Annotated in this window: 12 protein-coding genes and 1 tRNA gene; 4 read left to right on the forward strand and 9 right to left on the reverse strand. The window is 44.3% G+C overall.

Annotation, left to right across the window (positions count from 1 at the left end):
- Positions 1–5: 5 nt before the first annotated feature.
- The 3 genes from FD973_RS06835 to FD973_RS06845 form a co-directional block, all read right to left on the reverse strand.
- Positions 6–947, reverse strand: coding sequence for an ABC transporter permease (locus FD973_RS06835; protein WP_215322583.1), 942 nt, complete (start codon positions 945–947; stop codon positions 6–8).
- 34 nt (positions 948–981) lie between these two features.
- A complete protein-coding gene (locus FD973_RS06840) occupies positions 982–2,583 on the reverse strand; it encodes an ABC transporter substrate-binding protein (protein ID WP_215322585.1) in 1,602 nt (533 codons plus the stop codon).
- Between the two features lie 101 nt (positions 2,584–2,684).
- Positions 2,685–4,046, reverse strand: a complete 1,362-nt coding sequence (locus tag FD973_RS06845) for an amidase (RefSeq protein WP_215322586.1) — start codon at positions 4,044–4,046, stop codon at positions 2,685–2,687.
- Positions 4,047–4,259: 213 nt separating this feature from the next.
- Between FD973_RS06845 and FD973_RS06850 the strand changes: the two genes are divergently transcribed.
- From FD973_RS06850 to FD973_RS06865, 4 genes are read left to right on the forward strand one after another with little or no spacing between them, the layout of a single operon-like run.
- A complete protein-coding gene (locus FD973_RS06850; protein WP_215322587.1) occupies positions 4,260–4,661 on the forward strand; it encodes a nuclear transport factor 2 family protein in 402 nt (133 codons plus the stop codon).
- A gap of 17 nt (positions 4,662–4,678) precedes the next feature.
- Positions 4,679–6,073 (forward strand): FAD-binding oxidoreductase, encoded by a 1,395-nt coding sequence (locus FD973_RS06855; RefSeq protein ID WP_215322589.1) that lies wholly within the window; start codon positions 4,679–4,681, stop codon positions 6,071–6,073.
- 43 nt (positions 6,074–6,116) lie between these two features.
- Positions 6,117–7,097 (forward strand): tripartite tricarboxylate transporter substrate binding protein, encoded by a 981-nt coding sequence (locus FD973_RS06860; RefSeq protein ID WP_215322590.1) that lies wholly within the window; start codon positions 6,117–6,119, stop codon positions 7,095–7,097.
- Positions 7,098–7,127: 30 nt separating this feature from the next.
- Entirely contained in the window at positions 7,128–8,717 is a 1,590-nt protein-coding gene (locus tag FD973_RS06865) for a gamma-glutamyltransferase family protein (RefSeq protein WP_215322592.1), read from the forward strand.
- Between the two features lie 3 nt (positions 8,718–8,720).
- On the opposite strand, the gene FD973_RS06870 is transcribed toward FD973_RS06865, so the two are convergent.
- The 6 genes from FD973_RS06870 to dusA form a co-directional block, all read right to left on the reverse strand.
- Complete coding sequence (locus FD973_RS06870) at positions 8,721–9,041, reverse strand: type II toxin-antitoxin system PemK/MazF family toxin (protein ID WP_215324744.1); 321 nt, start codon at positions 9,039–9,041, stop codon at positions 8,721–8,723.
- Between the two features lie 5 nt (positions 9,042–9,046).
- Positions 9,047–9,337 carry an AbrB/MazE/SpoVT family DNA-binding domain-containing protein gene (locus FD973_RS06875; RefSeq protein ID WP_251368742.1) on the reverse strand — a complete coding sequence of 97 codons (291 nt, stop codon included), beginning with the start codon at positions 9,335–9,337 and terminating at the stop codon, positions 9,047–9,049.
- 53 nt (positions 9,338–9,390) lie between these two features.
- Positions 9,391–10,722, reverse strand: coding sequence for an ATP-dependent RecD-like DNA helicase (locus FD973_RS11115; protein WP_215322593.1), 1,332 nt, complete (start codon positions 10,720–10,722; stop codon positions 9,391–9,393).
- Between the two features lie 3 nt (positions 10,723–10,725).
- Positions 10,726–11,511, reverse strand: a complete 786-nt coding sequence (locus tag FD973_RS06885; RefSeq protein ID WP_215322594.1) for an SUMF1/EgtB/PvdO family nonheme iron enzyme — start codon at positions 11,509–11,511, stop codon at positions 10,726–10,728.
- Between the two features lie 52 nt (positions 11,512–11,563).
- Positions 11,564–11,639: transfer RNA gene (locus tag FD973_RS06890), tRNA-His, on the reverse strand.
- 55 nt (positions 11,640–11,694) lie between these two features.
- Positions 11,695–12,783: a tRNA dihydrouridine(20/20a) synthase DusA gene (gene dusA, locus FD973_RS06895; protein WP_215322595.1), complete on the reverse strand. Its 1,089-nt coding sequence runs from the start codon at positions 12,781–12,783 to the stop codon at positions 11,695–11,697.
- Positions 12,784–12,817 lie beyond the last annotated feature (34 nt).

Here is a 12,817-nt window from a genome sequence, read left to right on the forward strand (position 1 = left end):
ATGAATTAGTACCGAATCCGTGGATCGAAGAAGACATACGACAAGTCAATCAACAAATTAATAATCACGTAGGTTGCAGAGAAAATCAAAATAACGCCCTGAATAATTGGGTAATCGCGACGCAATATGGCATCAACGGTAAGCCGCCCAATACCGGGGATAGCAAAAACAGTTTCAGTTACTACTGCGCCTGAGATTAACAATCCAATACCAATACCGATAATGGTAATAATTGGAACAGCGGCATTTTTAAGAGCGTGGTGAATCATAATGTCGCGTTCTTTTAACCCTTTAGCCTGAGCAGTTCGAATGTAATCTTGAGATAACACATCCAAAACACTTGCACGCGTGATACGCGCAATGAGAGCGGCGTAAACGGTACCCAAAGCAATGCTCGGCAGTATTAAATGTTGCAACCATGGCCAGAAGCCCTCTCCAATCGGGCGATAACCCTGCACTGGCAAAAGATGTAATTGCAATGAAAAAAGCAAAATTAATAGGTAGGCTAGGACGAATACTGGGATTGAAAATCCAAGCACAGAAAAGCCCATGATCGCGTGGTCCAATTTACTTTCGGCACGTGCCGCTGCAATCGCACCCAATGGAACCGACGTCAGAATAGCAACAATTAGCGTACAAATCGTTAGGGATAAAGTAGGCTCAACCCGTTGTCCAATCAACTTAGATACGGGAAGATTGCTAAAGATAGATGTACCCAAGTCACCCTGCATTAATGCCCAGACCCAATTTCCAAAGCGAACCATAAAAGGTTGATCTAGACCGAGCGATTGGCGAATCCGCGCAATATCTTCAGTGCTGGCCACATCGCCAGCAATTACTGCGGCAGGATCGCCAGGGGTGAGATAAAGCAGAGAGAAAACAACGAACGCAACGACGGCCATAACGACCACCGTTGCGCCCAAGCGCCTTACTATGTATGAAAGCAAAAAATAACTCCTAAAAACTTAACAAAAATGGGAATTATTTTTTCTCCACGTTCCAAAGGAATGCCATTGGCGCCACGATAATCCCAGAGAGATTGGTGCGGTATGCGGTTGGCAAAATAAACTGAGCTGTTGGAATATAAGGCAAGAACTCAAATGCACGTGCTTGAACGGCATCTGAAGCTTTCTTAGCACCAGCAGCATTTGGAGCCTCGAAATAAGCTTCACGCAAAGATTCCAATTTTGGATCAGATGGCCATCCAAACCATGCTTTTTCACCGTTACCACGAATAGCGAAATTCACGCCTGGATTCAGCAAATCAGGACCAACTAGCCAGGTATGGAAAATTGACCAACCGCCCTTATCTACTGGCTCCTTCGAAGTGCGACGGGTAATCAAGCTACCCCAGTCTCCGGCTTGCAACTCTACGTTCAGGCCCAGTTTACGCAAGAGCTCTGTTGTTAACAAAGATTGTGATTGGACGATTGGTTGATCAGCTGCGGAAATAATGACAATCTTTTCGCCCTTGTAACCAGACTCTTTAATTAAAGCTTTGGCAGCTTCAAAGTCACGCTTGCCTGTCAACAAAGTTGATCCCACATTGCTAGCCAACGGAGTGCCACAAGTGAAGAAAGAAGCGCATGGCTTACCATTTTGCGGGCTACCAGCGATTCCTAAAACATAGTCCTGTTGATTTACCACCATCGCCACAGCACGACGCATCTTCTCGTTGTTAAACGGTGGATAGAGAAAGTTAAAGCGGATGAGACCCATGGACCCTAAGGGATCAATGTTGTCTACCTTAACGCTACTATTTTTTGCCAACACTGGAATCAGATCTGGAGGCATTTGCTCCCACCAATCTGCCTCGCCATTGCTCAACGCATTGGCTGCAGTAGCAGAATCTGGAATATAGAGCCACTCCACACGATCTACTTTTACAACCTTTCCACCAGAAGCCCATGATGGAGCTTCTTTACGTGGAACATAATTTTGATTCTTGACATAGATGACTTTGCTTCCAGGTACCCACTCATCTTTCACCATCTTGAATGGGCCTGAACCAGTTGGATCTGTGATGTTAGTAAATGCATCAGTCTTAGCGATACGCTCAGGCATGATGAATGGCACATTGGATGAAGGCTTACCCAATGCATCCAAGACAAAAGCAAAAGGTTTTTTGAGTTTTAGGACAAAGGTTTTGTCATTTGTGGCGGTCCATGACTCTGTAGATTCGGCTAATTTTTGACCAAGTCCATCGCGCTTAGACCAGCGCTCAATTGAGGCAATGACGTCAGCAGAACGAACTGGTGCGCCATCATGGAACATAAGTCCATCACGCAAAGTAAATGTATAAGTTTTCTTGTCAGGACTAATGGTGTATTTGTCCACCATTTGAGGCTTGATTTCAAACTTGCTATCCATCGCAAACAATGTGTCGTAAACCATGTAACCATGATTGCGAGTGATATAGGCTGTAGTAGTAATTGGATCTAGAATTTTTAGATCCGCCTGCGCAATAAACTTCAAGGTTTTTTGTTGTTGCGCTTGAGCTGGCAAGGAATATCCAACAGTGGCAATTGCTACTGCCATAGGAATGGCTGCCAACATTACTGAACGTCTTAATGTACTTATCATATTGTCTCCGTAATAAAACGAACTGCAAAACCAAGTTTATTTTTATAAATGACCTACACGAACTCTATAAAACTTGAATGCCTAATAATAATTTTTACGCCTTAATTTGGTGCAGCTAAGTAAGTTTTTACCATATATATAAGATTGTGTTCTTGATATTTTTTACCCACTAACTGCACACCCGCCAAACTTGCAGGCGACAAGTCGTAATGCGCTTTATCAAATATTAGGGGCATCCCTAATATTGGCAGACCAGCCGCCCCCATTGGCAGACTCAACTCCCTCAGTGGTTTTGCAGCATCTGGCAAACCAGCCTCCTCTACCGGCCCGCAGGGAGTCAAGGGTAAAGCAAGTATGTCCACAGAACCAATAACTTGACTCATAGCCTCCCGAAAGGCTTCCAGCTCAATGTAGGCTTTCTGGAGCTCGTTCGAACCAAGCGAGCTTGAATGGCGAAGCTCATTGATTACTGGCTTTCCTAATCGATCGGCAAATAACTCAACCTCGCCACACATTTTTTTAAAGTCCCGCAAAAACTCCATCTGCAAAACCGTTAAGGCGCAGCTCGTCGCCTTTGGAAAATCTGGCCAAGATTGCTCTACAAAAGAGATGTTCGGTTGTTTTTGCACTTCCTGCATAAAACACTTAAACGCCCCTGCCACCTCATCACCCACACCCTCAAGCAAGCGAGGATCCCAGCCGATTTGGATTGGGCGAAGACCATCGCTCTGGATATCTCGAATGGATTTGGGCAGAAAAGATGTGCCTAAAAAATACTCGCAATCCTCTACCGTTCGAGCAATTGGGCCAACTACATCTAAAGTGCGTGAGCGAGGAACAACACCATCTAGATCAAATGATTCACTTGAGGGACGTAGGCCTACTATTCCGCACCAAGCGGCGGGCATGCGGATGGATCCACCGGTATCCGACCCCAAAGCCACAGGAACAATGCCCATAGCCACCGCTCTTGCACTTCCACTGGAAGAACCGCCAGATAAACAACCAGATAGATGGGGATTCTGAACATTTCCAAAATGCGCATTTTCGCCAGTCAAACCAACGGCCCATTCGTTCATATTCGTTTTACCAATCGGTATCGCACCCCGATCAATGAGACCCTGCAATACCGAAGCTGATTTTTTAGCCCTCTCCGAATAGGCTTTGGGGCTACCAGCGCTTGTATTTAAATCACGCCAGTCAATATTGTCTTTTACCGCAAAAGGAATTCCACACAGATCACCACACTCTTCCCCTCGGCTTATTTTGGCATCCAGCAGATCTGCCATCGCCAGAGCTTCGTGAGGATGAAGACTAATGAATGTCGGCGAGACAGCAGAATCTAGCATTTCATTCTTTGCCAACTCCAAGGCACATTCCACTTGGCTACGCGCTGAACGCTTACCTTTCTTTACCTCAGCAACAATCTCTTGCAATGAAGGCCATACGTAATAGGGCTTCATTTAAAAGCCTTTCAACTGAAATTTGCAGAAGTGCTCAAGCAAATTTTGCGAAAACAGTTGAGAATAAGTCTGAGTAACACCACGCCAGTCACCTAGCGTATCGAATATTTTCAAATTGCTTTGCATAGTTGTCTCTGATTTTTATAGTAGTAATTCGATACTATAGTATTTTTCTTAATTCATCTTCAAGCCTTTAACAGCTCAAATATTGCTATGCAAAATACAGAAAATTTCATGACTCCTGAAAAGCTTGCCGAATTCAGTGCCGCATGGAATCAGCATGACATCGACTCACTCATGAGCTTTATGAGCGATGACTGCGTATTTCAAACAGCGGCTGGCCCAGACTCTTGTGGCGCACGTTATGAGGGATTAACAGCGGTTAGAGCAGCTTTTGAAAGTGCTTGGATCAATACGCCAGATGCTCAATGGATCAATGATCGTCATTTTGTTCATGAAAATTTTGGCGTGTCTGAGTGGACATTTATTGGAACGGCAGCCGATGGTAGTCGCATTGAAACTGATGGAGTGGATATTTTTACTTTCAAAGATGGCAAGATTCAATTAAAAAATGCTTTTCGCAAAAACCGCCCTAACTTACCCGCAACAAAGTAATGTGATCTATCGTTAATATGGCGTCAATGGAATACGATCCTCTTTATGATCCCCTGCACTCCCTAAATCCCGGAGCTGGAAGAGACTACGCACCGACTTACTGGGTTGCAAGCGCTGGAGCACCTCCAACAACCGATGGACCAGTTACGCAAAATATGGATGTAGATGTCGTTGTTATTGGATCAGGATCAACAGGGGTTTCAACTGCACTGTATTTAGCTCAAGAGCATGGAATTCAAGCGGTGATTTTGGAAGCCAATCAAACTGCTTGGGGTTGCTCAAGCAGAAGCGGAGGGCAAGGACAAAATGCTAGTGGGCGTTTGTCACGCTCCCAATGGATTAAGCGCTGGGGACTTGAAACTGCAAAAAAACTAGATCGTGAGATTTATACCGGATTTGAAAATTTCAGAGAGCTTACTCAAGGTATAGATTGCGATGCCACTAATGGAGGGCATTTATACGTTGCCCATCGTCCTGAGAAGATGCTTTATTTAAAAAATGAAGCAAAGGTACGCAAAGAAATTTTTGGGTACAACCCCACTTTACTGTGTGCAGAAGAATTAAGAGAACAATACTGCGATGATCGAGATGCAGCAGGAGCACTATTAGAGCATGAAGGCGTTGGGGTTCATCCCCTTAAATTAACATTTGGTTTGCTGAAAAAGGCTCAGGGTCTCGGCGTCAAAATCCACACTAGTAGTCCAGTAACATCTTGGGAAACAATTAACGGTGTGCATCATATTCAAACTCCAGGTGGAGTCGTGCGCGCCAAACGAATTGCTATCTGTACAGGTGGCTATGGAATGCAAGGTTTGAGACCTATCAAAAATCGCATCATTCCAATACTGTCCAACTCTGTCGTAACAAGACCATTAACAGATGAGGAAATAAAAGCCTGTAACTTTCGCTCACACACTTTCTTAACTGACACCCGAACACTACGTTTCTATTACCGCCTCTTAAAAGATAATCGCCTGCAATTAGGTAGTCGGAGCTCCATCAGCGGAGCAGATGCAAATAATCCAGTACATCTCAAATTATTGACTGATGCGATTGCCCGAAAATTTCCACCATTAGCAGGAATTGAGATTGATTACTCATGGTGGGGGTGGGTGGATGTCAGTCACGATATGATGCCGCGCATCACTCAACCAAACCCCAAAGAAAAAGTTTGGTACGCATTAGGCTACGGAGGAAATGGTGTTTCTTTCTCGACTTGGGCAGGCAGGCGACTCGCCGAACTAATTGCAGAAGAAAATCCCAATCCCGAAGTATTTAATCTTCCCATTTACAACTCATCTTTAGAGTTTCCCAATTTATTTGGCAAGATCCGCTCAGAGGCATTCGTACCTTTCAGACGATTGGGGCAAAGTGTCCTTTATAAGTGGTACTGGTTTAAAGATGAAAAATAAATTCGCTAATCAACACTTGAACTTATTTTCTATAAAGGTCAGCATGAATCATCTTCACCGAATTTTCTTTGGTATCACTCTTCTATTAGGCATGGCTAGTGTCAGCAATGCCGCACCTGAATCAGATTGGCCAAAAAAACCAATTCAAATGATCCTTTCTTTTCCAGCTGGGGGGTCAACCGATGTCTTTGCTCGCAGCATTGCTGCACCCCTTGGGGATGCATTAGGTCAAGCAGTAGTTGTTGACAATAAGCCGGGTGCTGGTGGGATGATTGGCATGACCGCTGCTGCCAAGGCTAATCCCGATGGCTACACCATTCACTTTAGCGCCCTAACGAATCAGGCAATTGCTCAAGCACTTTTTAATAATCCTCCAGTTGACTTAGAAAAAGACTTTATTTCTGTTGCACTGGTAGGTTCAGTGCCACATATTTTAGAAGTGAACCCCAGCGTTCCTGCTAAAAATATGTCAGAGCTGATTGGCTATATTAAGTCTAGAAACGGTAACTTCAATTACGCCTCTCAAGGTAATGGCACCCTCTCACATCTCGAAGCTCAACTCTTTATGCAGCGTATCGGCGCCACTGGAGTCCATATTCCTTATAAGGGCAGCAGCTTTGCGTTGCCCGATTTAATAGCTGGCAACACCATGATGATGTTTGACAGTCTGACCGCTTCTTTGCCGCACATTCAAAGTGGCAAGCTAAGACCTATCGCCATTGCCTCCTCTGAACGCTCACCCCTATTGCCGAATGTCCCAACATTTGAACAGGATGGCATGAAGAAGTTTGATGTTGAAAACTTATTTGCCATTTATGCGCCTAAAGGCACTCCTCCATCGGTAGTCTCTCGCCTAGAAAAGGAAATCCGTAAAATTTTGACTAACCCAGACTTTAAAAATAAGTTAGCTAACCAAGGGATTCATCCTCAGTTCGCAAACTCAGAGAAATTAACTGAAATTACCATTGCTGAACAAGCAAAGTGGGCAAAGATTGTTAAAACCTCCAATATTAAGATCGATTAATCCCTACATTTACTAAAAGAAGAATTATCCATGTTGATTTCTCCTCCATATGGCGGTGGCCGCGCCCCAGTTCTTGCTAGAAATACAGTTGCAAGCTCTCAACCACTAGCTACTCAAGCAGGAATTGAAGCTCTTCAAAGCGGTGGCAATGCTATAGATGCCGCTTTAGCAACCGCCATTACGCTGACTGTTGTTGAGCCTACGATGAATGGTTTAGGCGGAGATGGTTTTGCAATTCTTTGGGATGGCAAAAAACTACATGGTCTAAATGCATCAGGTCGTGCGCCTGCTGCATGGACCCCAGAATACTTTTCAGGCAAATCAGCTATGGATTTAATTGGATGGAATACTGTCACCGTCCCCGGCATGGTATCGGGATGGATTGAACTCTCTCGAAAGTTCGGCAGATTACCTTTCTCCCAACTATTTAAGCGTGCAATTGATTACGCGGAAAATGGCTTCCCCGTTTCTCCCGTTATTGCGCGTCAGTGGCGCGAGGCCATTCCCATTCTAAAAAATCAACCAGGCTTTTCCGAATCATTTCTTATCGATGGTAAAGCCCCCCAAGCAGGTCAAATTTGGAAGTACCCAGCACAAGCTAAAACACTGAAAGAAATTGCCGCCACTGAAGGTGAATCTTTTTATAAAGGGTCGCTAGCAAAAAGCATGGTGGAATTTTCTCAAGCTACTGGCGGTTGCTTCACCATGCAGGATTTTGCTAACAATCAGCCAGAATGGGTTAACCCACTTGCATTTGATTATGGTGAATACACTCTCCATGAAATTCCACCAAATGGTTCCGGTATTGCAGCACAAATAGCCTTGGGCATTTTGCAAGCGGCCAATGTAAAGCAATATCCAGCTAACTCCGCGCAACGAATACATCTACAAATAGAAGCAATGCGCATGGCATTCGCAGATGCCTACGCCTATGTGTCTGATGCTAGCTCAATGAAGATGCAACCAGATGCCCTATTGAATCGAGAGTATTTAGCCCGTCGCGCAGCGATGATTGATCACCAAAAAGCAGGCAGCTATAGCGCTGGAGACCCGCATTCTGGAGGAACGGTCTACCTTTGTGCAGCTGATGAATCCGGCATGATGGTTTCTTATATTCAATCGAATTTCAAAGGTTTTGGTTCCGGCGTAGTTGCACCAGGTGGAATAGCCTTTCACAACAGAGGTATGAGCTTTAGATTGGAGAATGGACATCCCAATCAAGTTGCTCCAGGTAAACGCCCTTTTCATACTATTCTTCCTGCATTCCTCACCAAAGATAACAAGCCAATCATGGCATTTGGGGTGATGGGTGGAAACATGCAACCACAAGGTCATATCCAATTTGTTATGCGATTTATCGATGAGTACCTAAACCCTCAATCATGCTCTGATGCGCCACGTTGGCGTATTGATGATTTAGGAAAGCTGACGGTAGAAGCAGCGATGCCAGCTAGCGTAGTAGAAGGATTAAGAGCACTGGGTCACGAGGTAGCAGTACAGCCCGCCAACAGCTTAGATTTTGGTAGCGCACAAGCAATAGCCAAAATAGATGATGATGCTAACTCTGCCTACATTGCTGGCAGCGACCACCGTAGAGATGGATTAGCGGCTGGGTTTTAACAATTAGATTGCAAAAGCTTCCTGCAGAACCGCAAGACTTACGGATAATGTCCTTGGATTGCATTTACCTATCTTTTTGACCAGCCGGGCCTTGTCAACGGATCTAATTTGATCTAAAAGAATGAGCCCCTTTTTACCATCATGCGTTATTGGAACCCGAAAGCCAGCCACCCTACCTTTGGTGGTCATGGGTGCGACAATAACTGTGCGTAAATAATCGTTTAATTCTTGCGGAGAAACAACAATACAAGGTCTAGTCTTTTTTATTTCACTACCGATTGTTGGATCTAAATTAATGAGCCAGATCTCGCCTCGAGAAACAATGCTCCTTACCAAACCCAATCCCCATCATCTTCATTAGAAAAATCTCCGAGAAGCAATTTATCTTCACCTGCTTTTGCAAGATTTTGGGCGTCTTGCGCCCAACCATCCCTCACCATATTCTTTGGTTTACTTAGAATGATTTTGTCATCAACAACAGTCATATCTACAACCTCCTCAATTCCAGACTGCTCAAGAATAATCTTCGGAATAACCACACCCCTGGAGTTGCCGATTGCTCTAATCATTGTTTGCAAGGACTTATTGACTGCAAAAGGAGCTTTCGGATTTTTATTCATAGTAATAACAATGTTATTACATACTTGAAACTTAGTCAATGACGCATAAAACGCTATTTTTTATTAGGTAAGCAATTTAGATAAAACCGCTTAATTTCTTGGTCACAACTCACATCCCTAGGTTCAATCGGCCTTTGTAAAGAGATGCCTTCGATTGTTTTACATCTACTCAACGCAACATAAACCTGCCCTGAAGCAAATGCGCCAGATGAAAGATCAATTTTCACTTTATCAAGCGTCTTTCCTTGGCTCTTATGAATGGTGACAGCCCAAGCCAACATCAGCGGAATCTGAACATATGTACCAATGATGCTTGGAGAAATTTTCCCTGACATCATGTCGTGATCATAGCGATAGGATTCCCACTGATGACCTACTACCTCAACCGTGTTGGCATAAGGCCCATTTTGAACCATCACCTTTACTTTGTCTGGCAATAATTCACGGACGATACCAATCGTGCCATTTACCCAGCGCTTAGGAAAACCGGGATCAGTTGCTGTAAACATTACCTTAGCGCCAACCTTTAAAACTAAATTATTTGGCGAAGGTAAATTACGTTCATCAATATTAAATTTGCCTGTCGTTTTTCCTGTGTAGACCTTGCCCTCGGCATCAATCGCTCTCAATCCTGCACCGTTAATTTGATCTGCTCGTGCGTTAGTGGTCGTTAGAGTAATCGTCTGCTCATCTGCAACGGCATCTCGTTGATAACATTGCGCGTTTAATGTATCAATCACCTCATCTACATCATGATTAATACGAATTCGATTGAGTAAGCCAGCAAAGTGCTCATCTTTTTGGCGAAATATTTTTGAGAGCTCCACCATTGTTACTTCTTTGCGATGAAGAGCCATTGCACAAAAGAAATATGGACCTTCATACCCACGGTCAGACAAGACTTGCATATCTGAGCTCGAAACTACAGGAGGCAATTGAAATAAATCCCCGACAAACATCACCTGAATGCCACCAAATGGTTTACCTTTTTGCGGTCCGTTCTCACGTAAGAATAAATCCATAGCATCCACTACATCAGCGCGAACCATCGAGATCTCATCAATAATGAGCAATCTAATATCTTTATAGAGACGCTTATCTCGAAGTGGCTTGATATCTTCCTCAGGAAAAATTAAGCGTGGCGGCAAACGAAAAAATGAATGGATCGTCACCCCATTTACTTGCAAGGCAGCAACACCTGTAGGCGCAACTACGACTACATTGCCAGGAATGCTCTCGCGTAAATATCCAATTAATGTGGTTTTGCCTGTGCCAGCTTTACCGCTGACAAAAATATAGGGGTCGTGTCGCTCTATAGCCTCGATGACCGCCTGATAATCAGGGGTAATTTCTATTTCAGAAGAATCTACTACGAGATTAGTCATTCTCTATTGTTTCACGGCATCGGCAACACATCTAAATCCGATGTAAACCACAGCAATGTCACCAGGCTTAGACTCCACATCAGACTCCTGCTGCCGTTCTGGTCCATACCACCATGAGGCACCACGGGTGATATATCCACCATTACGCTCAGTGGCAGTCCACTCCCAAACATTACCGCCCATGTCAAACATCCCATTCACACCCGGCTTTGTACTTCCAGTGATTACATGTCCTGTACCGCGATTTAATACGCCAGCTGGAGCCAAACCCTTATAGTCACCACAGCCTTTCAAGCAGTGAGAGACAGTTGGAGTGTTGCCGCCAGGATAAGGGTAGCGCTGGCCCTGAACATATCCAACCGAAGGTGTTGATCTTTGTTCCAAGAAAGCGGCATTTGTCCACTCAGCATCAGTTGGCAAGCGCTTTCCGTAATAGCGACAGATTGACTCAGCTTCTTTTTGATTTAAGTGAACAGCTGGTTCACCATCTTGAGCAGTTACACCATAAGGAGTTCGCCAAGTCCAGCCAGGTTTTTGAACAAAACCCGATTCGTAAGATAATCCTCCGCCCTTCTTTTCAGCGGCACTCACAAAACCTGTTGCGGTGGCAAATACTTTTACATCAGCGATATTCATTTCGGTTTGATCCCAGATTAAATTACCGATCTGAATTTTGGGAATGGATGAAGTAGGCGCGCTTTTACTTGGAGAAGGTCGAAGCATAAAAAATAGAGCTATCACACTAAGCGCTAGACCAAAAAGAATTTGGTAGATATCAAATTTCTTCATCTTGATTGTTCCAACAAAAAAAGCCCCTTAATGGAGCTTTTAATGGTTATTTTGGGGCGAACGACGGGGCTCGAACCCGCGACAACCAGAATCACAATCTGGGACTCTACCAACTGAGCTACGTCCGCCGTTGTAGAGGTGACATTATAGCTTTTTGCTCAAATCCCTGTCAAAAACACACTTCTAGACGCCTTCAATCTCAAAAGCAGCCCAATCCCCAAGGCTTAAACTGGCTTCCAGGAAAAAATCAGCAATTGCTGCCTTACTTTGAACCTTAGCCAAGGCATGGTGGTCCGAGAGACGTTGACGCCAATATCGAGCCCCCGCTCTACCATGAGCTAGACCCAATATATGTCTAGTGAATGCGCCGATATAAAACGGTTTATCTCTGACCTGACATTCATCAAACCAAGCTTGAACTTGTTTAACCAATGCAATTTGAATGCGTTGCCATTCTGTTTCACTAAAAAGATAACCTGCTGCCTCGCCATTGGTATCAATCAAGTCATCCCAACCAAGAAGCATCGCTGGAAAATGGTAAGCCGCCCTTCCAACCATAAAACCATCAAATTGGTCCCAGTAGCCTGCAATTTGTTCATTGGTTTCAAGACCGCCATTTAGAAGCACTTTTAAATTTGGGAAATCCTTCTGGGCATCTAACCTCAGCCTAGCGGCAACCTCATAACGCAATGGTGGCTTACTACGATTTTCTTTTGGTGAAAGCCCTTTAAGCACAGCATTACGTGCATGAATAGTAACTTGACTTGCTCCAGCATCTGCGACTGCCAAAATAAAATTAAGTGCAAATTGATAATCGGATTCTGAATTAGATGCATTCATAGAATCCAATCCAAGGCGATGCTTCACTGAAATAGGAATATCTACTGCACCTCTCATTGCCTTGACACAGTCAGCAACCAATGCTGGTTCAGCCATTAAGCAAGCGCCAAACGCGCCACGTTGCACTCTTTCGGAAGGGCATCCACAATTGAGATCAATTTCATCGTAGCCCCATTGCTGCGCTAATTCAGCTGATTTTGCTAAATCCGAAGGCTCGGATCCCCCTAATTGCAGAACTACGGGATGTTGATCTTGTGAATAATCTAAGTGGCGTGGTACGTCGCCATGAATCAATGCGCCCGTTGTCACCATCTCAGTATAAAGAACCGCCTCTTTTGTCAAAGTGCGATGAAAAGATCGGCAATGGCGATCTGTCCATTCCATCATGGGAGCAACGGCCAGCCTCTTCTTACTCTTATTTTCCACAGACACTTCGTATTAATAATGAATTACTAATATTTTAGTT

Origin of the sequence: Polynucleobacter sp. MWH-Braz-FAM2G (assembly GCF_018687635.1) — a bacterium.
GTDB lineage: Bacteria > Pseudomonadota > Gammaproteobacteria > Burkholderiales > Burkholderiaceae > Polynucleobacter.

What these genes read in the sequence shown, in the direction of transcription:
- FD973_RS06840 (WP_215322585.1), bottom strand. Translation starts at nt 2,583, where the DNA reads ATGATAAGTACATTAAGACGTTCAGTAATGTTGGCAGCCATTCCTATG.
- FD973_RS06845 (WP_215322586.1), bottom strand. Translation starts at nt 4,046, where the DNA reads ATGAAGCCCTATTACGTATGGCCTTCATTGCAAGAGATTGTTGCTGAG.
- FD973_RS06850 (WP_215322587.1), top strand. Translation starts at nt 4,260, where the DNA reads ATGCAAAATACAGAAAATTTCATGACTCCTGAAAAGCTTGCCGAATTC.
- FD973_RS06855 (WP_215322589.1), top strand. Translation starts at nt 4,679, where the DNA reads ATGGCGTCAATGGAATACGATCCTCTTTATGATCCCCTGCACTCCCTA.
- FD973_RS06860 (WP_215322590.1), top strand. Translation starts at nt 6,117, where the DNA reads ATGAATCATCTTCACCGAATTTTCTTTGGTATCACTCTTCTATTAGGC.
- FD973_RS06865 (WP_215322592.1), top strand. Translation starts at nt 7,128, where the DNA reads ATGTTGATTTCTCCTCCATATGGCGGTGGCCGCGCCCCAGTTCTTGCT.
- FD973_RS06875 (WP_251368742.1), bottom strand. Translation starts at nt 9,337, where the DNA reads ATGAATAAAAATCCGAAAGCTCCTTTTGCAGTCAATAAGTCCTTGCAA.
- FD973_RS11115 (WP_215322593.1), bottom strand. Translation starts at nt 10,722, where the DNA reads ATGACTAATCTCGTAGTAGATTCTTCTGAAATAGAAATTACCCCTGAT.
- FD973_RS06885 (WP_215322594.1), bottom strand. Translation starts at nt 11,511, where the DNA reads ATGAAGAAATTTGATATCTACCAAATTCTTTTTGGTCTAGCGCTTAGT.